Source organism: Marinifaba aquimaris, assembly GCF_013328345.1.
Taxonomy (GTDB): Bacteria; Pseudomonadota; Gammaproteobacteria; order Enterobacterales; family Alteromonadaceae; genus Marinifaba; species Marinifaba aquimaris.
The window spans coordinates 49,088-74,077 of the sequence record NZ_JABULX010000005.1; the positions used below are offsets into that span (position 1 = coordinate 49,088).

General features: G+C 42.0%; 27 protein-coding genes, 1 pseudogene and 1 riboswitch. Of the genes and pseudogenes, 10 read left to right on the plus strand and 18 right to left on the minus strand.

Annotation, left to right across the window (positions count from 1 at the left end):
• Positions 1-21: 21 nt before the first annotated feature.
• Positions 22-924, minus strand: coding sequence for a LysR family transcriptional regulator (locus tag HR060_RS04830; RefSeq protein WP_174199155.1), 903 nt, complete (start codon positions 922-924; stop codon positions 22-24).
• 99 nt (positions 925-1,023) lie between these two features.
• Here HR060_RS04830 and HR060_RS04835 point away from each other — a divergent pair, with 99 nt between their 5' ends.
• The 3 genes from HR060_RS04835 (at position 1,024) to katG (ending at position 6,459) form a co-directional block, all read left to right on the plus strand.
• Positions 1,024-1,308, plus strand: coding sequence for a DUF1330 domain-containing protein (locus HR060_RS04835; RefSeq protein ID WP_174199156.1), 285 nt, complete (start codon positions 1,024-1,026; stop codon positions 1,306-1,308).
• A gap of 187 nt (positions 1,309-1,495) precedes the next feature.
• Positions 1,496-3,946 (plus strand): family 20 glycosylhydrolase, encoded by a 2,451-nt coding sequence (locus HR060_RS04840; RefSeq protein ID WP_174199157.1) that lies wholly within the window; start codon positions 1,496-1,498, stop codon positions 3,944-3,946.
• 230 nt (positions 3,947-4,176) lie between these two features.
• A complete protein-coding gene (gene katG, locus HR060_RS04845; RefSeq protein ID WP_174199158.1) occupies positions 4,177-6,459 on the plus strand; it encodes a catalase/peroxidase HPI in 2,283 nt (760 codons plus the stop codon).
• Positions 6,460-6,495: 36 nt separating this feature from the next.
• On the opposite strand, the pseudogene HR060_RS04850 reads toward katG, so the two are convergent.
• Positions 6,496-8,433: pseudogene (locus HR060_RS04850) on the minus strand (RecQ family ATP-dependent DNA helicase).
• A gap of 123 nt (positions 8,434-8,556) precedes the next feature.
• Here HR060_RS04850 and HR060_RS04855 point away from each other — a divergent pair.
• Entirely contained in the window at positions 8,557-9,042 is a 486-nt protein-coding gene (locus HR060_RS04855) for a hypothetical protein (RefSeq protein WP_174199159.1), read from the plus strand.
• Between the two features lie 25 nt (positions 9,043-9,067).
• On the opposite strand, the gene HR060_RS04860 is transcribed toward HR060_RS04855, so the two are convergent.
• Positions 9,068-9,589 carry a hypothetical protein gene (locus HR060_RS04860; RefSeq protein ID WP_174199160.1) on the minus strand — a complete coding sequence of 174 codons (522 nt, stop codon included), beginning with the start codon at positions 9,587-9,589 and terminating at the stop codon, positions 9,068-9,070.
• Positions 9,590-9,735: 146 nt separating this feature from the next.
• On the minus strand, positions 9,736-10,290 hold the full coding sequence (locus HR060_RS04865; protein ID WP_174199161.1) for a hypothetical protein: 555 nt from the start codon (positions 10,288-10,290) through the stop codon (positions 9,736-9,738).
• A gap of 196 nt (positions 10,291-10,486) precedes the next feature.
• On the opposite strand from HR060_RS04865, the gene HR060_RS04870 reads away from it, so the two are divergent.
• From HR060_RS04870 to HR060_RS04880, 3 genes are all read left to right on the plus strand, one after another.
• The gene (locus HR060_RS04870) at positions 10,487-11,734 is read left to right on the plus strand and encodes an OmpA family protein (RefSeq protein ID WP_174199162.1); all 1,248 of its coding nucleotides are present in this window, start codon (positions 10,487-10,489) and stop codon (positions 11,732-11,734) included.
• Positions 11,735-11,931: 197 nt separating this feature from the next.
• Positions 11,932-12,570 (plus strand): outer membrane beta-barrel protein, encoded by a 639-nt coding sequence (locus tag HR060_RS04875; RefSeq protein ID WP_174199163.1) that lies wholly within the window; start codon positions 11,932-11,934, stop codon positions 12,568-12,570.
• 194 nt (positions 12,571-12,764) lie between these two features.
• Positions 12,765-13,163 carry a hypothetical protein gene (locus HR060_RS04880; RefSeq protein ID WP_174199164.1) on the plus strand — a complete coding sequence of 133 codons (399 nt, stop codon included), beginning with the start codon at positions 12,765-12,767 and terminating at the stop codon, positions 13,161-13,163.
• A 2-nt stretch (positions 13,164-13,165) separates the two neighbouring features.
• Here HR060_RS04880 and HR060_RS04885 read toward each other — a convergent pair whose 3' ends face one another.
• Genes HR060_RS04885 through moeA form a run of 3 tightly spaced genes read right to left on the minus strand, consistent with a single transcriptional unit; the run spans position 13,166 to position 16,879 of the window.
• A complete protein-coding gene (locus tag HR060_RS04885) occupies positions 13,166-14,515 on the minus strand; it encodes an alanine/glycine:cation symporter family protein (protein ID WP_217434876.1) in 1,350 nt (449 codons plus the stop codon).
• A gap of 39 nt (positions 14,516-14,554) precedes the next feature.
• Positions 14,555-15,619: an Ldh family oxidoreductase gene (locus tag HR060_RS04890; protein WP_174199165.1), complete on the minus strand. Its 1,065-nt coding sequence runs from the start codon at positions 15,617-15,619 to the stop codon at positions 14,555-14,557.
• Positions 15,620-15,631: 12 nt separating this feature from the next.
• Entirely contained in the window at positions 15,632-16,879 is a 1,248-nt protein-coding gene (gene moeA, locus HR060_RS04895; protein WP_174199166.1) for a molybdopterin molybdotransferase MoeA, read from the minus strand.
• 98 nt (positions 16,880-16,977) lie between these two features.
• Between moeA and HR060_RS04900 the strand changes: the two genes are divergently transcribed.
• Positions 16,978-17,292, plus strand: a complete 315-nt coding sequence (locus HR060_RS04900; RefSeq protein ID WP_217434877.1) for a cupin domain-containing protein — start codon at positions 16,978-16,980, stop codon at positions 17,290-17,292.
• Here the strand turns inward: HR060_RS04900 and HR060_RS04905 are convergent.
• Positions 17,289-17,792, minus strand: coding sequence for a DUF2938 family protein (locus tag HR060_RS04905; protein ID WP_174199167.1), 504 nt, complete (start codon positions 17,790-17,792; stop codon positions 17,289-17,291). The two genes, HR060_RS04900 and HR060_RS04905, sit on opposite strands and share 4 nt — an antisense overlap.
• A gap of 138 nt (positions 17,793-17,930) precedes the next feature.
• Between HR060_RS04905 and HR060_RS04910 the strand changes: the two genes are divergently transcribed.
• Positions 17,931-18,329 carry a helix-turn-helix domain-containing protein gene (locus tag HR060_RS04910; protein ID WP_343044174.1) on the plus strand — a complete coding sequence of 133 codons (399 nt, stop codon included), beginning with the start codon at positions 17,931-17,933 and terminating at the stop codon, positions 18,327-18,329.
• A gap of 93 nt (positions 18,330-18,422) precedes the next feature.
• Positions 18,423-18,920 carry a GNAT family N-acetyltransferase gene (locus HR060_RS04915; protein WP_174199169.1) on the plus strand — a complete coding sequence of 166 codons (498 nt, stop codon included), beginning with the start codon at positions 18,423-18,425 and terminating at the stop codon, positions 18,918-18,920.
• A 295-nt stretch (positions 18,921-19,215) separates the two neighbouring features.
• Here the strand turns inward: HR060_RS04915 and moaE are convergent, their stop codons facing one another.
• The 10 genes from moaE to HR060_RS19305 all read right to left on the minus strand — a co-directional run bounded on the left by moaE (position 19,216) and on the right by HR060_RS19305 (position 24,962).
• Complete coding sequence (moaE, locus tag HR060_RS04920; RefSeq protein ID WP_174199170.1) at positions 19,216-19,671, minus strand: molybdopterin synthase catalytic subunit MoaE; 456 nt, start codon at positions 19,669-19,671, stop codon at positions 19,216-19,218.
• Between the two features lie 4 nt (positions 19,672-19,675).
• Complete coding sequence (gene moaD / locus HR060_RS04925) at positions 19,676-19,921, minus strand: molybdopterin converting factor subunit 1 (protein WP_174199171.1); 246 nt, start codon at positions 19,919-19,921, stop codon at positions 19,676-19,678.
• A 28-nt stretch (positions 19,922-19,949) separates the two neighbouring features.
• Positions 19,950-20,435, minus strand: a complete 486-nt coding sequence (gene moaC, locus HR060_RS04930; protein WP_174199321.1) for a cyclic pyranopterin monophosphate synthase MoaC — start codon at positions 20,433-20,435, stop codon at positions 19,950-19,952.
• Between the two features lie 2 nt (positions 20,436-20,437).
• Positions 20,438-20,971: a molybdenum cofactor biosynthesis protein B gene (gene moaB / locus HR060_RS04935; RefSeq protein WP_174199172.1), complete on the minus strand. Its 534-nt coding sequence runs from the start codon at positions 20,969-20,971 to the stop codon at positions 20,438-20,440.
• Between the two features lie 30 nt (positions 20,972-21,001).
• Positions 21,002-21,586: a molybdenum cofactor guanylyltransferase gene (gene mobA / locus HR060_RS04940; protein ID WP_174199173.1), complete on the minus strand. Its 585-nt coding sequence runs from the start codon at positions 21,584-21,586 to the stop codon at positions 21,002-21,004.
• A gap of 18 nt (positions 21,587-21,604) precedes the next feature.
• Positions 21,605-22,591 (minus strand): GTP 3',8-cyclase MoaA, encoded by a 987-nt coding sequence (moaA, locus tag HR060_RS04945; protein ID WP_174199174.1) that lies wholly within the window; start codon positions 22,589-22,591, stop codon positions 21,605-21,607.
• A riboswitch (molybdenum cofactor riboswitch) is annotated at positions 22,582-22,730 on the minus strand. Its footprint overlaps the gene before it by 10 nt.
• Before the next feature lie 88 nt (positions 22,731-22,818).
• The gene (locus HR060_RS04950) at positions 22,819-23,064 is read right to left on the minus strand and encodes a hypothetical protein (RefSeq protein ID WP_174199175.1); all 246 of its coding nucleotides are present in this window, start codon (positions 23,062-23,064) and stop codon (positions 22,819-22,821) included.
• Positions 23,065-23,190: 126 nt separating this feature from the next.
• Complete coding sequence (locus tag HR060_RS04955; protein ID WP_174199176.1) at positions 23,191-23,403, minus strand: hypothetical protein; 213 nt, start codon at positions 23,401-23,403, stop codon at positions 23,191-23,193.
• A 302-nt stretch (positions 23,404-23,705) separates the two neighbouring features.
• Positions 23,706-23,882 (minus strand): hypothetical protein, encoded by a 177-nt coding sequence (locus HR060_RS04960; RefSeq protein WP_174199177.1) that lies wholly within the window; start codon positions 23,880-23,882, stop codon positions 23,706-23,708.
• A 690-nt stretch (positions 23,883-24,572) separates the two neighbouring features.
• Complete coding sequence (locus HR060_RS19305) at positions 24,573-24,962, minus strand: hypothetical protein (RefSeq protein WP_246283084.1); 390 nt, start codon at positions 24,960-24,962, stop codon at positions 24,573-24,575.
• Positions 24,963-24,990: the final 28 nt, after the last annotated feature.

Sequence of the window (24,990 nt, forward strand, 5' to 3'; positions counted from 1 at the left end):
TTAAAAGCCATTCAATCAGCGTTAATCACCATTTTTTAAAAAGTAATGCTTAACGAGCTGATAAAAGCGCTCGACATATTGCGGTTTAGCCTCTTGATACCTGTGCAAAAAATAAAAATGCCAAGGTCGGCTGTGATAGTTGGGCAACAAGTGCACAAGATTGCCTCGGTTAACTTCGCGTTTTGCAATGAACTCAGGTACCAGTGCCACCCCCATATCCGATAGCACCATCTCAACCAAAGTGGGCAAGTTATTCGTGCTTAGTGAATGCGCTATCTCAAGTGTTTGTTCTACTTTGGTCGTCTTATCTATCATCATTAGCTGCTGCTTTTGCCAGCTGCTAGCAATGTAATGATGACTGGCTAACGCATCGATAGACTCAGGTCGACCGTGTTGCTGCACATAATTTGCGGTGGCACAAAATAGGTCACGAACCTCACCAATATACTGAGCTTTATAGTTAGAATCTTTCAGTTTGCCGCCAAAAATTGCGACATCGAGCTGATGCTCAATCAAATCTTGCCATCTGCCCGTTACGGTTAACTCAGGTTCAATTAACGGATACTCTAAGCAAAACTGCCTCAAAGCAGGCACAATAATATTTCGCTCGAAAAAAGGCGGCACCGATATTTTGAATTGGCCACTGGGCTGTGTTTTTGCATTTTTAATATCGTTAACAACATAGGCAAGTTGCTCGCTCAATAATTCACTTCTCGCCAGTAATGCTTCGCCCATAGGAGTTAACACCAAACCTCGAGTGTTACGAGCAATAAGCTGCATATCTAACTCGCTTTCTAAACGCTTTATTTGTTGGCTAATAGCAGACTTGCTCGACGATAGCTTTTTAGCCGCGAGTGTAAATGAGCCAAGCTTGGCCACTTCAGCAAAAATCAGCAGTAAAGGTGCAAGCTTTATAGTGTTCATATTTTTGAACTATGAGTTAATTTAATACCTATTGTTTAACTTTCTTTTAATCCCTAAGCTTTGTCAAGGTTAATAAATAAACATTAAATGAGGTTAAACATGAGTTGTTATCTAGTGGTTGAATCCAATATTTTAGATACAGAAAAGCTAGCGCAATACAGTCAGCAAGCCGCACAAACGTTAAAAGACTACGGTGGAAAGTTTTTAATCAAAGGGGCGGTTCAAGCGCTACACGGCGAGCAAACATTTGCCAATAAAGCAGTGATTGCATTTGCCTCTGAACAACTGGCCAAAGATTGGTATTTCAGCGACGCCTACCAAGCACTGACCGAGCTGAGAAACCAAGCGATGGACAGTCAATTTCAACTCATCACCAGTCAATAACCAATCCTTGCAATCTAACCTCTTAACGCTGTAGCAGCCGTTAAGAGGTCACAAAGAGTGGTTTTCACGTTCAAGCTCAGCTAAAAACGAATGAATAAAAATCAATGCTGACAAAGGCTTAACTTATCTGTTATTAATAAGCAAAACGGACAATAAACAGACACAGATAAGGGTAGGATAAGCAGCCATGATATATAAATTACTGATTATCGTTTGGGTACTGTTATCAACTTCAGTAATAGCCAAAACCAGCGTGAATTCAGATCTCGCATTAATGCCTTGGCCGCAAAAAATAACCCAAACTCAAAAAGTGCTCGTTGTCAGTTCCGGTGTTGCAATTAAACTCATAGGCACTCAATCAAATCGATTAACAGCGGCAGCCCAGCGCTTTAAAACTAAAGTTAATCAACCTTTTTTGAAACAGCGAACTAAAGCAGCACTAACAACCATACATATCAAATTACAGAGCGATAAGGTCGATTTTGTACCTTCGCTCAAAATGGACGAGCGCTACCAAATTGATTTAACAGCTGACTCCAATTTAATAAACATTACCGCAGCTACAGATATAGGTGCGATGCATGCCCTGTATACACTCGCTCAGTTATTTGGCCAGCCAATAGTTAAAAACGGGCAAATACAATACCGAGTAGCTAAAGTCAGTATCGACGATTACCCCCGCTTTGCTTGGCGTGGTTTATTGTTAGATCCCGCACGTCACTTTTTACCAGTCGATGTTATCAAACGACAAATTGATGGTATGGCAAGCGCTAAATTAAATGTCTTTCACTGGCATCTCACAGACGATCAAGGCTGGCGTATTGAGTCTTTGCACTACCCAAAACTACATCAACTCGCCTCAGATGGTGATTACTACACCCAAGCACAAATGCGCGATGTGGTGCAGTATGCCCAAGACAGAGGTATTCGCGTTATCCCTGAAGTTGATGTGCCCGGCCACGCCAGCAGCATTGCTGTCGCTTATCCAGAGCTGATTGCCTTGGTAAAAGATTACCCAATGCAACGTCATTGGGGCGTTCACGAGCCAACACTTAATCCAATTGATGAAAAGGTCTTTCAATTTATTGATGCAATTGTCGGCGAACTTGCGAGCATTTTCCCCGATCCTTACTTTCACATTGGTGGAGATGAGGTCAAACCAACACAGTGGAATAAAAATGCAGTGATTCAAGCCTTCATTGCTGAACATCAGCTGATTGATTACAAAGGCATGCAAGCGCACTTTAATCAAAGGGTAAATGCTCTGCTGCAAAAACACCAAAAAAAGATGATTGGCTGGGATGAAATTTTTCACCATGACCTGCCTAATGATGTGGTAGTACAGTCTTGGCGTGGTCATGACTCGATGAATTTAAAAGCACAAAAAGGTGGGCAGAGTATTTTATCGACAGGCTTTTACGTCGACCAAGCCCAACCGACTTCTTATCATTATCGCAACGATCCTATCCCCAAAACCGAGCACATCAACCAACAACTTAATCAAGGTGATACTTGGCAAACGTGGTCATTTGAAATGCCCAGATTGCGCGGCGCAGCGGTAACGGGCAGCTTTACCATTATTAAGAATAAAGCCGGAGAACAGCGAGGTTTCATCGACTTTAAAGGGCGTTCGCGTAAAAAGCTTAATGTAATCGAACAAATAGGTGCACAAACTTGGTTTTATGTTGATACATGGATGGGGGTACTCAATGCCAGGGTTAACCTCAACCAAGCTAAATTTGACGACGAAGCCTTAGTTGCTAATGGTCGTTATCGCATTTTAGGTACAAAAGCAGCAGGGTCTGATATCGCTGGTAGCCAACTGCCAAAAGGTGAAGTGCTCAAACCACTAACAGCAAAAGAACAAGCCTTGATTTTAGGTGGCGAAGCCACGTTATGGGGCGAAAATGTGATACCGAGCGTAATCGACCTACGCCTGTGGCCAAGAACATACGCGATAGCAGAACGACTGTGGTCAGCGCAATCGTTAACCAACCCAGAATTTATGTATCAACGCCTTGGCGCGGTAGCTCATTGGTCGATAGATTTTGTCGGCTTGCAACACGATAGTCAGGCACAAGCGGGTATAACTAAGCTTTTTAGCGAAGCTTATATCGAGCCAATTAAAACCTTATCTGAAGCAATTGAGCAAGCCCAATATTACCATCGCCACCATGCAAAATCAGTTAGCAACGAATACCATCAAGCCGCACCGCTTAATCGATTTGCCGATACACTAGCAGTAGAAAGCCACAGCAATCGCCAGCTAAAACTCGCGATTCAACAATGGTTAGCCAACCCTAGTGACGATTTATATCAGCAGATCATTCAGCAATTGCATCATTGGCAAACCAATGCTGAAAATTTACAACAAGCAATGCAGCAAAGCCCTGAACTTCAAAGTATTCAAACCATAGTTGATCAAGTGCATTACATCGCCAATACCGGTTTGACACTGATGCGTGCTATCAAACAGGGGCACGCACTCTCCAGTGAACAAGCAGAAGTGATCAAAGCTAACTTGCATCACGCGATGCAAATTGAACAAGAGATTGTTATCGTCTCAGCTTATAGCATTGAGTTGTTACTGCTTGCTGCAACTGGCCATGACACGACAAATCTTCCTGTTTACTTTTAACGCTTTTACCCTTGGCTGAGCAGGTTTGTCAGGCCTGTTCAGCCATATCTTCCCACCGTATTTTTCATGTTCTATTTATTAGATAACCACCATCTATTTATTCAATTTTAGTAATACCCAAACCCTACCTACACTGATATCGGGTCAAAATTTAACCCACTAAAAATTAGCCACGAGTAATACCTAACAACAAACCTCAAGCCAGTGCTTGATAATAAATAGGTGAATATATGGATACCCAAGTAAACCTCAGTAAGACGATCTTGGCCACCGTAGTATCTTTGGCCGTGACCACTAGCTTTGCCGTCAGTGCACAAAGCTCTAAACCCAAAGGCGCAGCAGGCAGTACTCACGTTGCGATAGGACAAGCAAAGAACAATCAATTTTGGTGGCCTGACCAACTAGACCTCTCGCCACTTCGCGATCACGACCAACGCTCTAATCCACATGGCGATGACTTTGATTACGCCAAAGCTTTTAAAGCATTAGATATGAAAGCATTAAAAGCAGATTTAAATAAGGTGATGACAACCTCTCAAGATTGGTGGCCAGCCGATTGGGGCAACTACGGCCCATTATTCATTCGTCTTACTTGGCACAGCGCAGGTACCTACAGAACATTAGATGGTCGCGGTGGTGGCGACGGAGGTCAAATGCGCTTTGACCCACTCAACAGTTGGCCAGACAACGGTAACTTAGACAAAGCTAAGCGCCTGTTGTGGCCATTGAAACAAAAATACGGCGCCAGTATTTCATGGGGCGATTTAATGATCTTAGCCGGTACAGTCGCCATGGAAAACATGGGCTTTAAGACCTATGGTTTTGCTGGCGGACGCAGCGATGATTGGGAACCCGATCTTGTTTACTGGGGGCCAGAAGTTGAAATGCTCGCCAGCGATAGAGAAGAAAAAGACGGCAAACTGCAACGCCCACTAGGCGCAACGCATATGGGATTAATTTACGTTAATCCGGAAGGTCCAAAAGGTGTACCAGACCCAGCTGGCTCAGCCAAAAATATTCGCGTAGCCTTTGGTCGCATGGCGATGAATGATGAAGAAACCGTAGCACTTATCGCAGGTGGTCACACCTTTGGGAAAATGCACGGCGCGCATAACCCTGGTAAATGTGTAGGCAAAGAACCAGGCGGTGCACCGATTGAAGAACAAGGCCTAGGTTGGAAAAACAAATGCGGCAAAGGCCACTCTGAAGATACGGTAACCAGTGGTTTAGAAGGCGCATGGACACAAGCGCCTACCAAATGGACCAATCTGTATTTACAGAACTTGCTCAATTTTGAGTGGCAACAAACCAAGAGCCCAGCAGGTGCCACGCAGTGGATCCCAACAGATGAATCACTTCACAAATCGGTACCCGATGCGCATGTAGCAGGTAAGTTTAATCCACCTGTAATGACAACCGCTGATTTAGCGCTGAAATTTGATCCTGAGTATAAAAAAATCGCTGAGCGCTTTTTGGCTAACCCAGAAGATTTTCGCCTAGCGTTTGCTAAAGCTTGGTACAAATTAACTCACCGAGATATGGGGCCAAGAGCGCGCTATTTAGGTGATAACGTGCCTGATGAAAAGCTGATTTGGCAAGATCCAATCGCCAAAGTTGATCACAAACTGATCAGCGATAAAGATGCCAAAAAGCTGAAAAAATCGATTCTAAAAACAGGTTTAACTGTACCTGAATTAATCAGAACCGCGTGGGCTTCAGCGGCAAGTTTTAGAGCATCAGACATGCGTGGTGGTGCCAATGGTGCTCGCATCGCGTTAGCACCACAAAAAGATTGGCCGGTGAACAACCCTGATGAGTTAGCTAAAGTACTAAATAAACTTAAAAAAGTACAAGGCGACTTTAATAAAAAAGCCTCTCGTGGCAAAAAAGTATCCTTGGCTGATGTTATCGTTTTAGCCGGTGCAGCCGCCGTTGAAAAAGCAGCAAAAGCGGCCGGCAGTAAAGTCAAAGTGGCTTTCACACCGGGTCGAGGCGACGCCACACAGCAGGATACTGATGTCACGTCATTTGGTTTACTCGAACCGAAAGCCGATGCCTTTAGAAACTACTTTGATATGACGACAAGCTATCGCTCACCAACAGAAATGCTGATTGATCGTGCCGATCAGCTTAATTTAACGGTGCCAGAGATGACCGTGCTTATTGGTGGCTTACGCGTACTAGGCGCTAACAGCATGAACAGTCAACACGGTGTATTAACCGATAAAGTAGGCACTTTGAGCAACGACTTTTTTGTCAACTTACTCGATATGTCAACGGCTTGGAAAAAAGCACCTGAAGCGGGCTTATACCAAGGTGTTGATCGCCAATCAGGTAAACCTATGTACAGTGCAACGTCTGTTGATTTAATCTTTGGTTCAAATTCAGAACTCAGAGCCATCGCAGAAGTGTACGCTTACGATAATGCTCAGCAAAAATTTGCCGAAGACTTTGCTAAAGCATGGACGAAAGTGATGCAACTCGATCGCTTCGATTTACGTCACCAGCTCTAAAAATAAATGGCAGTAGGTCAAGCCCTACTGCCATTACTATCCTAGTTGTATTGCCACTTTAGCTTTAATATCCGCGTAATTTTGTTGTTCACAACTGGCATAACCTGATAATTGCCTTGCTCTGACCTTGGTCAACATAGGTTCACTGATGCCGGCTAAAAAGCGACTCGCCGTCTCGATGTTGAGTTGATATTGCTGTTTTTCTACTAGTACACGGCTTAACCCAGCAAGATCTGATTGTATTGTCTGATCACTGGGCCAAGCAACGGCTGCGGGCTTAGGTAATTGTGCTATTTGACCACGACAAACCGAGCAATGACCGCAAGGCTGATCGCTATCTTGATGATCATCAAAGTACTTAGCTAGGCTGCGACTTAAGCATTTGTCCAATTCAAAATAGCGCACTAAGGTTTTAATTCGCCTAATTTCTTTGTGTTCTTTTTCAGAGAAATACTGATGTAATTGCTCGGCTAATTCATCGTTTAACACCTCAGCTTGGTGTAGCTGATAAACATCTGTTGCACCTTTGGTTTGCAGCTCAATCAAGCCTTGTTCATCAAGATAATCTAACGCGGCAATCACTCGGTTTCGATCGGTTTTATACTTATCTTGCACGGCTTGTATATTGAGTTCACCCCACACTTTTTTCATCGCTACCTGTTAAAAAATAGCTTGTAAAAAAGCCAAGCGTTCTGCATTAAAGTGCGCCAGTATCTCAGGTAATGGCTTTAAATATTTGAGCTTAAATTCGGCGAAATAACTATATTTGGCAGAGATAACCTGCATAAGCTCCAGTTGTACCAACAAGGTTTTTAATGGCAATTGACGTATATTACTGCTGTTAGACAAGCTGTTAATTTGGCATTCCCATTGCTGGTGTTGCTGGGTTTGACGGATATCATCAATCACAGCTTTAATCCCCTGCAAACTAGGGGTATCGCCATAAACAAAATTTTCTAACGTCGATAAACTTTGTAAGTTAGCAAGCGTAATACAGTTAGCCGCTTGCCCATCACGCCCTGCGCGGCCTATTTCTTGACTGAAATTTTCAATCGATTTGGGCATATCATAGTGAATGACAAAGCGAATATTGCTCTTATCAACCCCCATACCAAACGCTATGGTTGCCACAACAATACCTATAGTGCCTTGCATAAAATCATGCTGGATTTGTTGGCGAACCTCATCTTTTAAGCCCGCGTGATAAGCGGCGGCATTAAAGCCTTGTTGTTGTAATTGTTGAGCAACTTGTTCAGCGGTATTTTGCAGCGTGACATAGACAATGCCATCGCCTTGTTGCTGTTGAATTTGCTGCGCTAACACCTGTGGTTTATCCGCTTCTTCACAAGGTAAAATAGTTAAATCTAAGTTAGGGCGATAAAACCCCGTTTGCACAATATGCTCGGAGTTAATGGCAAATCGGTTCGCCATATCTTGCTTTACTTGTTTAGTCGCCGTGGCTGTTAGCAGCAATACCAAAGGTATATTCAGGGCTTTTGCATAACTGGGCAATTTTAAATAATCTGGCCTGAAATTATGTCCCCATTCAGAAATACAGTGCGCCTCATCGACGACCAACATAGAAATTGGCACATTATCGATAAATTGACGAAAACGCTCATTTTTAAAACGCTCTACCGACACCATTAAAATTTTAGTTTCGCCTGATTTAATCGCATTAATTGTTTGTTGGTATGCCTCGGTTGATAGCGTTGAATCTATACTTGCTGCCGCAATACCTTTACTGCGAAGAAACTCAACCTGGTCTTTGATCAAAGCTAATAAAGGCGACACCACAAGCGTTAAATGAGGAAGATGCAGCGCTGTCAGTTGATAACACAATGATTTACCCGAGCCAGTAGGGAAAATAGCCAACGATGAATGACCATTTAATAATTGCGCTATTGTTTGTTGCTGACCTTGGCGAAATTGCTCAAAACCAAAGTGCTGTTTTAGGGATGCGGTTAATTCCATCGAGTGGCTCAATTAAACAGGTGCAGATAACACTAAGCATACCCGCAGTTCACCGCTTATAGCTAGGCAAGGATGAAAACGCTTGTTAGTTTGAATAAAAAAACACAATAAACAGGCGCTGATATGTTCAATTTAACGGAAAAAGCTAATCAGAGATTAAAAAAAGCGCATGACCTATTTGTGCTGACTGGATTGTTTTTTGGCTTCGTTTTTTTTATCGCTACGCCTTTTCAGCTTTATGCTGTTTATCAAGGCCAAGATGCGGAACGGATAGATGTCGAAGTCACGTATAGCGGGGTTTATCACGTTAAAGACGATTGCGAGTTAGAGCTTGAATTTAGCCCTATTAACTCTGATGCAGAGATCCTTATCAAAGATGCTCGCCCCGGTGATTTTGCGACTTGTGGTAGTGATAAACGCACAGCTAAGCGCTATAAAAAAGGTGAATTTTCCGTAATATATTTAACCTCAGATGGCGATTTTTATGTTGAACGCGGTAGTTATCTACAGGCAGTGACACCTTTGTTTTTCTCTATCTCAGTTTATTTATACGTCTTTGTATTTTTGCGAAAAAAAGAACAGAAAGAAAAAGCCAATAATAACGCTTAAACCCTTCACGGGTAGGCCTCACCACTCAAACTTGTTTTATATTAAAAACGTTAAAGGTGAACATAAAAATGAGATACAGTGGGAAAATAAAAAAGTAGTAAAATAATGGCCAGCAATGGACGCCCATTGAAAGCATCCCTGAAAATTTGCCACCTGCTCTTAAATCAACGAAATTAAAAAAGTAAAATGCAATTAAGAAGAATGCAGCAAAGCACCCATTTATCTGTTTTGCTGTCATTTTTATATCACCCATCAGATAAACCTTTTTTTTAGATTCTTGCAGCATATACGGCAACATAAAGGTTAAATGGATAAGTGAAAAAACATAGCCCCAAAAGGTGACGCCTTTATTTCCTGTGCTTTCACTTACCGATTTGTATATGGCTATGTTGTTATACAGCCAATCACTGCTAGGGAAAGGGTTATCTAAAAACATCAAAGCCGGATAAAGCACAACCGGTGCAAGTGCGGGTAAAAGGAATAAAATTCGCCAATATCTTTTTTTTATTTGCTGGTCTATTGCGCGGTTGATGATGTACTGACTCATTATCTTAATCCTTTTTTAGTTTTTATTTTTCGACATCCATTTGTCTTTAGCATTGATACAAAATAATCGTAATGATTAGTGTGATGTTCCAATAAATCATTAATGTGATGGTGTGTGAGCCTATCGCTAAAACAGATTAGCTTTAATTATTCTTTGCTGATCATAAAGGCGTTAGGGAAATCATCGGTAGCGCGGATTTCCTTTTTCATCGCCTTGGCTTTTTTTTCTGTGTGGTAGGGGCCGACTAGGATTTTGCTCGATTCTTCGCGATTTTGTAATCGTTTCATCGCAAACTTGACTCCATCTTCTATCAAGATTTTTTCAGCGAGAGATTTTGCTTCAAATGCTTTAACGACGTCTTCAAAATAGCCTAACGACAGTAAAAACCCGCCATCTTGTGCCAACATCTCCATTTCGTAGCTCGCTAAGCCAGATTGCTCAATTTCAGCCATAAAAACATCAATATCAACATCTGTGTACCACATGGCAGATTTAACGTGATAACCCTCTTTGGTTACCGCAGTTCGATGCACAGTCACCGGCCATTGATACTTTTTAGCACGTTCGGTTTTATCTTTAACGCATTTTTGTAAATAGCATGAACCCAATTGCACATAGTACTTTTCGCCAATGGCATACGCAGAACCCAAGCTACTAAAAAGTAACCCGATTGAGGTAACAACTTGGCTTATTTTTTTCATAAAACACAGCACAGCGTATAGGGATGACAGATGAGGGGGCAATTATAACCTCGAACCGCTAATTTAAGTCAAATTCTGACCATTTAGTGCAGTTTTGTCACTGCAAATTAATTAATAAGGTCTAATCTAAGGTAAGATCACACTGTAAATACAATCACACTTCCAAAACAGAAATACATACATCAAGGAGCCTAAGATGTTTTCTTTCCGTCAGAACAAAATTGCCTTGGCTGTTTCAGGCTTACTTTTGACTTCAATGACACATTCAGCTTTTGCCAACAACTGTGATATGACAGTAACAGCTGATTGTCCAGCATTTGACCAATGGTTTATTGGTGGTCAATTAGGTAAAAGTGAAACCGACATTGGTAGAAGCGACGTTAATAACATATTAAATGGTAGTACTATTAACGGCAACGACGTTAACTTAGATGATTCAGACACATCCGTTAGCTTATTTGGTGGTTACCGTTTTAACCCATATTTCAGCTTAGAGTTAGGTTACCAAGATTTAGGTGATCGCGATGTGAGTTATACCGGCACTGAAACGAATCTTTTCGATTACTACGACAATGCCGCACGTTTACACCCAGATTCAGGCGATGGTATCAAGGTCGCAGCCGTTATTTCATGGCCTATCAACCCTGAATGGACATTATCTGGCCGTTTAGGTTTATTTAAGTGGGAACAAGAATACACTGGCGTAAACAGCAACAATATCATTGCTAAACGCGAAGATGACGGTACCGACCCAATGTTTGGTTTAGAAGTGGGCTATCACTTACGCCGTGATATTCAATTATACGCAGCCTATGACATGATTGAATTCGACCACGACGATGTCACTAATTTAGGTTTGGGTATTCGTTATTTCTTCGGTTCGAGCGATCCTAAACCAGCAACAACATCAGCACCAAAGCCAGCGCCTAAAGCAGAGCCTGCAAAAGCAACTGCCGTAGCCGCACCAACTGATTCAGACAAAGATGGCGTGTTTGATCAAGATGACCAATGTATAAACACCCCAATGGCACACAGGGTTGATGCACAAGGTTGTAGCGTTTATAAAAATGAAATGCTGAGCTTAGATATCGAAGTTTTATTTGCCAACGATTCTGCCGCTATTCCGGATGATGAAGATGAGCGAGCCGATATTGCACAACTTGCTGAGTTTATGAAAGCGCACCCTAAGAGTGAGGTCACTATTGCTGGTCATACATCAGCTCAAGGTGCTGAAGCTTATAATATGAAGCTTTCACAACGACGCGCAGATGCAGTTGCTAAAGTATTGACCCAAGAATACGGTATCGACGCAAGCCGAATTGAAGCAAAAGGTTATGGTGAAACTCGCTTATTAGATAAAGCGAATACACGAGAAGCCCATAAGAAAAACCGTCGTATTACCGCACACATTGATACGCACGAGCGCAAAGTGGTTGAGCGTTAATTAATCAACCGAATTAACAGGCGTTTGAATTGTGCACAAGTTCAGCTTGATGCCCGATTAAACGCCTTTTTTATGCGTTGTGCTAATGCATAAAACGAACGCAAGTTATGTAACCATTTGTTTCTTAATGTTAAAATATATTGTTCGCTTTTTATCCATACAGCGAACAGGATGTTTTAATATAAGGAAACCATGCAATGAAAAAAACGCTTCTTGCGTTAAGCTTAGCAGGCCTTTTTGCCACTTCTGCTCAAGCTGAATCAGACAACCTTTCTCAGTTTTATATCAGTGCTTCAGTTGGTCAAGCCACATTCGACGAAGATTTCAACGAATTAGAGGATTTAGGCGCTTCTGTAGATGATAGCGATACTGCATTTAAATTCGCTGTTGGTTATGATTTCAATGAGTATTTCTCAGTTGAGGCAGGTTATGCCGATTTAGGCGAGCTCGCTATCAACAACAGTTATTCAGATTACTACGATGCAGACTTTAACATTACTTACAACGAAAATATCGCTGCAACAGTATCAGGTTTATTTGCTAGCGTAATTGGTAAACTACCGATTAATGAAGAGTTCAGCTTATTTGCCAAAGTTGGTTATTATTCTTGGGATTCTGACATCGATGTAGCAGCAAGTGTGTCTCAGTATGTTTATGGTGAAAACTATAAAAGCTCAGCTAAAGAAAGCGATTCGTTAGACGGCAACGATCCATTTTTTGGTATTGGCACTCAGTACGCATTCGATGAGATCTCAATTAAAGCTGAATACGAAATTTTTGATATCGAAGATTCTGATGTTAACGTATTAACAGTGGGTGCAAGCTACCACTTCTAAGCTTCTAGTGCTTGTTTCTTGTATTTTAGTGCTTAAACAAGCACATTTCTCTTCAAAACACCTCACTTAAGTCAAAATTTTAAACCCACCGAAAGTTCGTAGCGTTCAATTTTCCTCCAAAAAAACAACTGTAAATTTATATAGCAGTTTATAGTTTTATTGCTTAAACTTAATACAAAAAAAGGAGTCAATATATGGATTTAGCCGGCTTAGTGGTTGCAGGGATCAGTGCCTTAGGCACACTTGTACAAGCCTTCTATTCTGCTAAGAATAACAACAGTGAAATCGATCAAACTAAGATTAATCAAGCCAATAAACGCGCAAACCAAGCTTTAAAAGTTGGCGCGAAAACCGTTGATGACGTTATCGCGGATGACTTGTTAAAAGCGCTATCGAGTGAAATTGAACACCATCACCAACTATTGATTGACGCATTTTCAGATAAAGCCATTAGCGACAGTGAAAAAGCCGTTAAAGTAGAGCAAGCACGTGGCCAGATATGCAAAGTGCTTGGTGAGATCATGCGCTTTAATGACGGCGTGCTCCCAACCAAGCGATTAGAAAAGCTTTGGGCATCTAATCGATGCCAATAGCGTTATTTTAAACGGGCAAAGTAATCTTTGCTGGCAGCCACCACTTTAGGTGCCAAAATCAAAGTAGCGGTCATAGTAGGTATGGCCATTAGCCCGTACATACCGACCATAAAATTGAAAATTAAATCGAGTGATAACACCGCACCTAGTACCACCATCGCCAGATAAAAGTACTTAAAATAAGGTGACTTGTCTGCGCCAAATAAATAACTAAAGCACTTATCACCATAGTACCAATAGGTAAAAATAGTGGTAAAGCTCAGTACCAGCACCAAAGCGGCTAAGATAATTTGCCCTAACAGTCCTAACTCTTGTTCAAAAGCTTGCATCGTTAACGCAATACCTTGCATCCCTTCTGCCTGCTGCCACACACCACTGGCAAGGATAATTAGCGCAGTACAGGTACAAACAATTAAGGTATCGATAATAGGCCCTAAACTCGCAACTAAACCCTCTCTAACGGGTTCGTTGGTTTTAGCGGCGCCGTGTGCCATCACTTCAGTACCAATGCCTGCTTCATTTGAAAATGCACCACGGCTAACGCCAATAATGATAATACCCAACAGACCACCGACGGCAGCTTGAGGCTGCCAAGCATCAATAATAATAGAGGCAAACAAACTGGGGATAATGGCAAAGTGATTAAATAAAATGATGATTGTCGCCAGTAAATAAAGCACAGTCATACTTGGTACTAAGCGCGTTGCCCAATCTGCTACGCGGCCAATTCCGCCCCAAATGACCGCACCGACAAATACAGCCACCAGCAGCCCAAACAGTAAATTAAAGCTCGCTACATCTGCAACCCCAATAACAGGTAACACTTGTAAGCGCACAATTTCAGTGAGTTGATTTACTTGGAAAGCCGGAATGGTGCCCATCAAACCTGCAACGGCAAACAAAATAGCCAGTGGCATCCATTTCTCGCCTAGCCCTTTTTCCACTATGTACATAGGTCCACCTTGCAACTTACCTTCGCTATCTTTACCGCGGTACATCACACCTAAAGTACAAGTGAAAAACTTTGTCGAAACACCCAATAGGGCTGTCACCCACATCCAAAATATGGCACCTGGGCCACCTGCCGTTATTGCCATAGCAACACCAGCAACATTACCTAAACCTATGGTTCCAGCCAGTGCTGCTGATAGGGCTTGTTGGTGAGTTAAATCGCCTTGTGAATGCTTGTCATCATATTTGCCCGTTAGTAAGGCAAAGCTGTGTTTGATGTAACGAAAAGGAGCCAGTTTGGCGTAACAAGTAAAGAATACACCGCCACCCACTAATAAAATGAGCATAGGTGCGCCCCAGACGAGATTGACAAAGGCATTGACCAGTGAAGTTAAATCCATCAGATATCCAATTAAAAAGTTTGGACTATGATAACAAGCTTAGTTTAAAGCCCATGCAGGCGGCGTGAAATCATTTGCTTTTGCCCATGCCAAGATATCTTGCCAAACAAAATCCGCAACTTGAATACCTTCCGTGAGCTTTTGCTGCTTGCGCTTTAATGGTGTTAAACCCGGTGCGCGCACTTGCATGTTAGGTCTAGGCTCAGCATTTTCAGTCAACTCGACTAGGTAATCGACTTCCGTTTTAAAACTCTGTAAATCGCCAAAAGCGGTGGGGTCAATAACTTGCACCCATACGGCATTTGCTTCACCAAACTTGCCTTGTTGCGCTCGACCCCAATTACTTAGTGCCAAAGTCCACAACTCAGAGTAAAGACAAAAGCTTGTGCCTTTGTAGCCGTATAACTCGCCACCTAGTGGCATGATCGCACCAGCGGTCTCTTTATTAAAAAAGCTACTCGCATCCGTGGTAACGTGACCCTCCTTATCTAAAAGGGTATCTTCTGGTGCGGCCTGACCCTCACGCCAAGCTTTGCGCAACTTGCTTGCAGCGGTTGTCGCCAAAGTCATATCAATAAGAAGCGAATGCTTATGCCCTGATGCACCAATTGCAAACGGATTAGGCGAGAATACCGCTTGCTTAGCGCCGTATGGAGCAATCGCTTTTTGACTTGGAGTCGCCGCCATAATTTGGATTAACATGTTTTGATTAAGTGCGGGCTCTAAATAACTCGCTAGCGCTGCTACATGTTGAGCTTGTTTGATGACAACAGTACCTGTGCCGCACTTTTTTGCCATAGTGATAGCGGTATCAACGGCTTTGGGCACTAAATATAAGCCCGACGAAAATTGAGCATCCCAAGTTTGTACCGCCAAGCGCTCGGTAATGACCTTGTGCTCCCCGTTAGGTTTAGAGCGACCTTTCGTAAGCCAAGTTAAGTTACTGACTAAACGCTGCAAACCATGGGTATAAAAACCGAGTAATTCAGCTTCCAGTAATTGCTTAGCAATCGACTGCGCAACTTGAGGTTCAGCGCCTGCTGCCATTAATAATTGTTGGCTAAATTCAGCTAATAAATCGTAATCAAAAGTATGTGATGTCATTACAGCTAAACCTTACAGCCCACGGTCAGCAAAGAGGGTTACCTTTACTGTTTGGCCAGCATCTACCGAGCCCGACTCAGCCGGTAAAACAATATAGCAGTTCGCTTTACTAAGTGATGACAATACCCCAGAAGACTGATTTTTAATGCTGCTAACTTCAAGCTCTCCTTGTGAGTTAGTACCAACTATCCCACGTTGAAAATCTTGTCGGCCTGGACGTTTTTTTATCTCACTGGTGGCAATGGCCGTTAATACCAAATTACTGGGTTTGATAAGACCTGCACATTGCTCAATACCTACTCTTGCGAGCTGATCTAAGGTGACCGTTGCAGACACTGGGTTACCGGGTAAACCAAAGAACCAACTATTCGGTAATTGGCCAAATGCGAAAGGCTTACCGGGTTTAATGGCTATTTTCCAAAAACCAATTTCGCCAATTTCAGCTAAAACTTGCTTAGTGAAATCAGCATCACCGACTGAAACACCACCCGATGAAATGACAATATCCGCTTGTTCATCAGCCGTTAAAAAAGCCTGCTTAATCGCCTGATAATCATCAGGAATAATACCTAAATCGATCACATCAACGTGCATTTGTTTGAGCATATTGAGCAATACGGTGCGGTTACTTTCGTAAATATCACCTTCAGATAAAGTCTCACCCGCTTGTTTTAATTCATCACCTGTAGAGAAGACGGCTACTTTTACCCGGCGAAGCACTTGAACTTCAGCAACACCAAGCGATGCCAGTAAACCTAAATCAACACTGCGCAACTGATGATTAGCGTTAAAAACCGTTTCACCTTTGGCAATATCTTCACCAGCAAAGCGGACATTAGCATCAGGTTTAACTGGCTTTTCAATTGTCAGCACTCGATCAACCAATTGAGTTTGTTCTTTCATGATCACGCCATCTGCTTCACTAGGCACCACAGCACCCGTCATAATATGAATCGCTTGGCCTTGTGATAATTGCCCAGTATATGGTTGGCCCGCTAATGCCGTTCCAACCACCTCAAATTGAGTTAATACCTCACCTGCGCTTCGAATAGCTTGATCGCAAACAGCAAAGCCATCCATTGCTGAGTTATTGTGATTGGGTACATTGGTGTCAGAAATCACCTGCCTAGCCAACACTCGTCCATATGCATGTTCAACTTTGATTGTTTGTGTTTCAGTAACGGCAGAAATCGCTGAGCAGAGTTGTTGCTGAGCTTGCTCAAGCGGCATTAAGTTAGGTGAAGCGCAATAATCAGGCATGAAAGAAACCTTATCTAAAATCCATTATTAGAATTACTATACCTAAGGAAAGTTATGCTGAATAGCTAGGATTGATTCTAACTAACGAGATAGCCAAGATGCTGAATATATTTAAAAACTTACCAACTGATTTATCAGAAGAGGTATTCGAAGACCTGATAAAAACAGAGCACATTCGAATTGAGCGCATAGTGTCGAAAGGCCAAAGTACACCAGAGGGTGAATGGTATGATCAAACAGAACACGAGTGGGTTTTAGTATTTCAAGGTTATGGCATCATCGAATATCCAGATGGTCAACAAGTCCGACTGAATGCAGGCGACTGTTTAAACATTCCTGCCCACCACAAACACAGGGTTGCTGCCACTTGTGCTGAGCAAGAAACCATTTGGTTAGCGATTTTTTATCGCTAATTCAACCATACCAAGCACTGGGCCGATATATACAAGCCTACGCCAAATGAAGTATGTGCCATTAAGCTTTTTAACCGCATCAAGTTGGGTTGCAGGGTTTTATTGGCGGCAACACCTAATCCGAGCGCCGGCTGCATAATAAAAAAGGGCAAAGCGACAGATATCACGCCAAACAACAAGGCAGGTAAAAGTTGTGGGCTGTGCAAACCAGTCTGACTAAAAGAGAAGAAGAACAACATAGCAAGCACAATACCTATCACATAATGCACCGACCACCCGATTGCCACTTCGAATTTTTGTACTTTGCGATGAACAATAGGCGTAGCTTTGAAATCACCTTGCATAGCACAAAGTAGCCAACGCCCCACCAAAGCATAATTGAGTGATTTAACGGCAAAATAACGCTGTAAAAACCATGCCCAGCAATCCATGACAAAGGTTGCTCCAATACCCAAAACTACACTAGACCAAATTAACTCTGCAATATTCCACTCTGACATTTGCTTTCTCCTTTCAACTAACTTAGAAAATGTTCAATGCAACGCACATAAATCGTTTTTTGTTTGCTTCTTTTCTAAGCTACAACTTCAAGCCAACTTGAGGTCAAGCATTTAAAGAGGATTTTTATCATGGATGCAATCGATATCGGTGAAGTAGCAAAACAATCAAACTTACCAACCTCGACATTGCGTTATTACGAGGAACAAGGATTAATCAAGTCGATTGGCCGAAATGGCTTACGCAGACAATACAAACCAAGTGTTGTCGAGCAACTCTCTTTAATATCTTTGGGACGACTGGCGGGATTATCACTCGATGAAATTGGCGCCATGTTTGATGGGCACGGCAAAGCCAAAATTGATCGTCAACAGCTCGCTAATAAAGCGGATGAAATCGATCAAACAATTAAAGAACTAACAGCGATGCGAGACGGTTTAAGACATGCCGCTCAATGTCCAGCCAGTAATCATTTTGAATGTGAGAAGTTCTGTAAGCTGTTACGCATTGCCAATCGTCACATTCGCAAAACAAAATAGCCGACTCAAGCACAGCTTGATTATATTTGCTCGCTTGTCTGTATCAGGCGAGCGACCTAAACTAGCCCAACCTAGTATCAAAATCACTACGCTATGTCTGTCACTATTTATTATCTGCAAATGCACAGTGTTAACGAGATTAACGCTAAACCCCAGCCCACTGAGTTGAGCATCACTGAAGCGGAGCTTAAAAACTATCGCCTGAATAAGTTTCTCTATCAATTAGTCGGTGAAACGTGGCAATGGACAGATAAACTCAGCATTCCTAATCAGCAGTGGCAACGCTATGCTGAAAGTGACACGTTACGCACTTATGTCGCTTACGTTAAAGGCAGTATTGCAGGCTACTACGAATTAGAAAGCCAAACAGATGGCCAAGTACAAATTGCCTATTTTGGTCTAGCGCCAGACTTTATTGGCAAAGGTTACGGTGGTTACTTACTTACACATGCACTGCAAACTGCTTGGTCTTATCCGAATACTAAACGCGTTTGGGTACATACTTGCTCACTCGATCACCCAAGCGCACTAGCTAACTATCAAGCACGTGGTTTAAACCTCTACCATTCAGAACTAAACGAAGAAAACTAACGTCTCATCAAGACATATCCATGCTTTTTGTCGATATTGTGATGGCCGTCACAAGTTACGGGGCAAACAAATCTATACGAATTTAACTAAGCTGTTATTATTCTCGCAACATTTAGTTACATATCTGACGAATCATCGAAAGGACGTTGTCATGTTGAAAAAATTCGTATCTTCAATAGTACTGACACTCGGTATGATCACCGCCCATCTTGCACTTAGAAAAAGAGTTCTTAAGTAAAAGTAAAGCAAGGTAGAAACGCAGTTTTAAAAGCGTTTCTACCCTCGCTTTTTTTACTTAACTGGTTACCGTCCACTGTGCTTTTGCAGCTTTGTCTTTATCATTAAAGGCCACCCAAACTGGGCCTTTGTCAGTCAGCTCTTTTTTCCAAAAAGGTGCGTCGTTTTTTAGGTAGTCCATAATAAATTCAGCCGCATCAAATGCATCTTTTCTGTGTTTTGAACTGACGCCAACAAAGACAATTTGCTCAGATAAATGCAAATCCCCCACGCGGTGAATCAACCTTACTCGACCTAAATCCCACTTTGCACGCGCTTGCTGAACGATTTTGGCTAGCGCTTTTTCTGTCATCCCAGGATAGTGCTCAAGCGATAATCCCAATACTTGATTACCTTGATTAAAGTCTCGTACTAAACCGACAAAGGTGACCACAGCGCCATCGGTTTGGTTACCCTGAGTCAGCGCCTGATACTCTTCAGCTAAACTGAAATCTTGAGTTTGTACACTAATCACAGTCTTAGCCCCCTGTTACAGGTGGAAAAAACGCAACTTCATCGCGATCGGCAACACTGTCTTCTAAATCGGCCATTTCTTGGTTGATAGCCATCATTAAGTTCGTCTGGGTTAGAGGCTGCCACTGTTCACCTTGTGCGGTCAGTGCGGCTTTGAGATCGGCCAAATTTCCAATACCAGCACTGGGAAAGTCCAGTTGTTCACAGCCCAGCTGCTCTTTTAATTGTGCAAAAAATAAAACTCTGATCATAGTGTTACTCACGCGTATTCAAACTCATTTAACGCGTCCAATCTCCTGATTTTCCACCTGTTTTACTAATGACTTTGATACCGTGAATTTCCATCAGTGGATCGACTGCTTTACACATATCAAACAAGGTTAATGCTGCAACACTTGTGGCAGTTAGCGCTTCCATTTCAACGCCGGTTTTACCTGTTAGCTTACAGCGGCTAACAATGCGAATTTGGCTGTGTTCAGCTTGCATTTCAAAGTCTACATCGACCTTACTCAAGGCTAATGGATGACATAATGGGATCAAGTTTGCACACTGTTTTGCTCCTTGAATTCCAGCTATGCGGGCAGTGGCAATAACATCACCTTTTTTGTGTTTTTGTTTTACCACCATATCAAAAGTCTGTCGGCTCATTTTGATAAAACCTTCGGCATAAGCTTCGCGAACAGTATCAGCTTTATCCGTGACATCAACCATGTTAGCCGTGCCTGATTCATCAATATGGCTAAATTTTACCGCAGCAGTATCCATCATTAACCTCTACTCGTCTCGCACTTACCTTGCATGACATGCGGAGCAAAATTGCAAGGTCTGTGTGTCGAGTTGAGTTGTTGCTCAATAATGTTATTCCAAGCCGTTTTACAAGCTCCCGTAGAACCAGGTACACAGAATATAACCGTGTGATTGGCCAACCCAGCTAAAGCGCGAGACTGTATGGTCGAGCTGCCAATTTCAGCAAAAGACACTTGTCTAAATAGCTCGCCAAAACCCTCAACGGTTTTATCAAACAAAGGTGATAACGCTTCTGGCGTCGAATCTCGGTCGGTAAAACCAGTACCACCAGTCGTTAAAATAGCGTGAATGTTATTATCAGCAATCCAGTTAGAGACAACTGCGCGCATTTGATAAACATCATCTTTAACGATTTTTTTATCAGCCAGTTGATGGCCAGCCGCTTTTAACGCGTCCACTAAAAAACCGCCAGACTTGTCAGAGCTCTCATCACGGGTATCTGATACGGTTAACACCGCAATATTAAGCGGTTGAAATTCTTTACTAGCAGACATTAAACGTCGCTCCTTTTGTATTGAGTTTAGTTAATTAGTGATCCCCGCTGCACACAGCTCAGCCTGTAATAGCTGCCAATCAGCAGGGGTATTAGTATTAATCAGCTTCTCTGGCGCTTCAGTTGAAATCGCCTGAGCGACACACTCTCGAAGGAAAGCTTTTATCGAATTATTGGCTTCGGAGTCAGTTAATACGTGTTCTAAATATTCAAAATGGGCATCGGGTGCAGGAATAAAAGCAGGAAGAGGAAAGTGATGATAATAACAGGCTTGGTTTTGATCAAACCCACAATCGACAAGACGACTTAAACAAGACTCAGATAGCAGTGGCATATCAACGGGTATCACTAATAAGTTAGCCATCGGCATGCCTTCGAAATGGTCAATAGCCGCGTGGATACCGGCAAGTGGGCCAGTTTGCGGGTAAACATCCTGAATGTAATCATCACCGACTTGGTTACGGCTTACCAAAACTTGCTGGCACCCCACTTGCTTTAACAAGCTTTTTGCTCGCTCTAACATGACAATACCATCAATACTCAAGTCCGCTTTGTCTTGCCCCATACGGCTCGATAAACCACCGGCCAGTACTAATCCTGTTAATTCCTTTTTCATCCTGACTTTCTCGCTGTGTTAACCACCTATAGAGGCAAAGTGTTTATTTACCCCGGTTTTGTGTTCCGTTAAAAAGTGACTCGCCACTTTATCGTCCATCGCGGCGACTAACCTTGTTTTTGTCTCGGCAATGTCTTGATTGAGTAGCGCTGGACGCAAATCTACACCTTGCTCAGTAAATAGGCATAAATGAAGCTGGCCTTTACTTGAAACACGAAGTCGATTGCAGTTTTTACAAAAATCTTTGCTGTAAGGCATGATAAGCCCGATGCGACCTTGATAATCAGGATGGAAAAACTCTTCTGCAGGTCCAGATAACTTATTGCGAATAACGGGCAACCAACCTTGTGCAAGTAACTGTTTTTTCAGCACGCCACCTTGAACGTGATTGGCGTCAAAGAATACTTTGTTATCACCCGTTTCCATTAGCTCAATAAAGCGTAGGGTGATCGGGCGCTGTTTGATCCAGTTGAGGTAGTCGTTAAATTGGCTAGCATTAAATTGCTTCAACAAAACTGCATTGAATTTGACTTTATCTATGCCTAATTCCAATGCCCTTGTTGCACCATCTAATACTATTTCTAGCTTTTCATGGCCCGTAATTGCAGCAAACATCCGCGGGTCTAAGCTATCGACACTGACATTGAGGGCATCTAAGCCCGCCGAGACAAACTCATCAATTTTCTTATCGAGATTAAAACCATTGGTCGTCAACGCAACTTGTTCTATGCCTGGCGTTGCCTTACACAAAGCAATAATATCGGTTAAATCTTTTCTAAGCGCAGGCTCACCGCCAGTGATACGAATTTTTCGCATCCCCAATTCAGCAAAAGCACTCACTAAGGTTTGAATTTCAGCAAGCGAGAGAAAGTCACGATCGCCATCACAATCGTAACCATCAGGAAGACAGTAATTGCACTTAAAGTTGCATACATCAGTTATCGACAAGCGCAGATACTCAAAACGCCGGCCAAAACTATCCTGCAAGACATTATCTTGTAACATGTTTAACACCTTTCCAAATACGGGAGGTAAGCCGATTTCTCTGTTTACCCTGGTGACGGTTTAAGGTCACGGCCTAGCCATCGTATTGCGCATTTTAACTGCACCACTTAGACAACTAGGCTCGGAGTTATTTTTTATTGAATTTTCAAAAAGTTATTACCCAAGGCTAGTTCAATAATATGAATTTTTCTAGCCCATAAGTTAAGCTTTTTCAACGTATTAAAAGCCTATTTAAACTCAGAGATTTTTTTATAGATACTCAAACCTAGGGTTTTAGCTAAACTTGAAAGTTCAAGATGCACTGACTTAGCTTGTTTATGTTGATGTTGATGTTGATGTTGATGTTGATGTTGATGTTGATGTTGATGTTGATGTTGATCATCTAAATCGAAAATAATTGACGTCACAAAGTAAATTTCATGAGGCAAAACACCATCAATCACATAAATGGGTTCGAGCTTCACTTGACTCAATGCCAGCTCAACCTCTTTTTGAAACTTAGCGACGAGCTCTGCATATTTAAGTGATAAAACCGCTAACCAAATAAAACCACAGCTGTCTTTATCTGGGTTGGAGGTTTTGTTTTTTAAATTCTTCTTTCAATAAGCAATTTCAGCGGAACCATTTTGCAAAATGCCTAAAAAGGTTCTCAAAAGAGAAACGATCGGTGCATCGGCATCAAGCTGATTGAACACGGCATTAGTCGCCCTTTCTTCGATAATTTGCTGCTTAGTTAATTTGATAAAGCTGAGTTTACTGACAACAGGAGATAGCTCTTTTTCGATATAAGTTTTAACACTTTGAGTGATCAACGAGTCGGGCAAATAACAACAAAATATACCGTTGTAGATACCATTCCAAACTTGGTAGCCAAGCGACTTGAGGATCTCCCTTGCGGCTTCTAAATCAATGGTCTCAGTGCTATCAAAATCAATTTGGCTACCGCGCTCAGCAATTAAACACTGCGAAATGAAAATACTCCAGTTGCCTTCAATTAAACCCTGCTTTTTAAAGTCGATCAGCTTTTTAACAGTTGTTGCTGGTTAGTGGTATCTTCAAGTGAAAAACAGACCTTTAACATAGAGTTAGGAATAGGTTTTTATCTAATTTTAGCTCAAATGATAATGGCGTTGCGCTGTGAGGTTAATTGGTTAAAACACGAGTCATGGCTAAATTTGCAGGTATTGCTGTTAACCCCTTGCACGTAACGCTGCTCTTGATCAAAGCAATCAACTTGCAATAAGTCTTCTATGCGTATGGTACTTTTGCCATTGCCATAACCTAAACTCAATGAATTCCCAATAATAGAAGAGTGCTGTGAAGACCCTGTAATGGAGAGCATTAAACTTGAATTTGTCGCTTTTAACTTCTGGTATAGATCGTATTACGTCTCGCCAGCTTCGATAATGACGTAACCTTGCTCTTCATTGAGTTCAATGTTTTTTAAATTTGATAAATCCAACAATGTGGTATCATATTAATTTCCAATTTTAAAACCATAGCCCCAATTCATTCCCGTCGAGCAGACGTGAAAATGGGTGCCAGTCGGTGTTTGTTCAACGAGCTCAGTAAGGTAGTTTAAACTGTCGACTTTGACCAGTTCCTGGTGAGCATTAGCCTTTGATAAGTTGATTGGTTAACTTCTTGTAGTGTTTAGTAGTTCATGGTTTTTATTGTTCTATTTGAGTTAATTAAAGCTCATTATATGAACAATAAAATCGGATCAAATGTGACTCAGATAACAGGTATTTAGCTGCTAAAAAATAAATTTGGCAAAGCTAACATTGGTTAACTCTGCCTAGAATAAAGTTATAAGTTTTTGTTAAAAAATTAAAATTTGGAAACTAGCCAAATCCACAATTTATCTGTATCCACTTTTCCTGCCGCTACATCACCTGCAGAATAAGCAGCTAATTTAACCCCAGTGCTGAAGGTTTGATTAATGGCGCGAGTTTATTGCACGTTAAGTTCATCACCTAAATCATCGACACCCGGCGTTGATTCGTTCGCCTCGAAATTGTGGGTAATTAAGCACCCAAGTGCCACCGAATAATTTACCAGTCAAAGAGACATGTATACCGTCTAAACCTTGTTTAGGCGTATTGAGAAATTGATCACTACAACCATTGAATTTGTGCAATGTAGCAAGCGGGGTAGCAAAACCATATTGGCCATCATCTGAATCTAAAGATTCATAACCCAATTTAACCGCCAAGGTGTCAAACTTCATGCCAGCGGCAAGTGACAAATAAGTGGCATCGTATTCTTGGCCGCCACTTTCAGATGTTTGCTGTGCGACCTCAACGCTGTAAAACCAATTTTTTTTTACCAGAATAGCTCGCACCATAGGTCTGAAGTGAATTGTCAGCAAAGTGGTCTTGTTCCAGCAAATAAGCGTA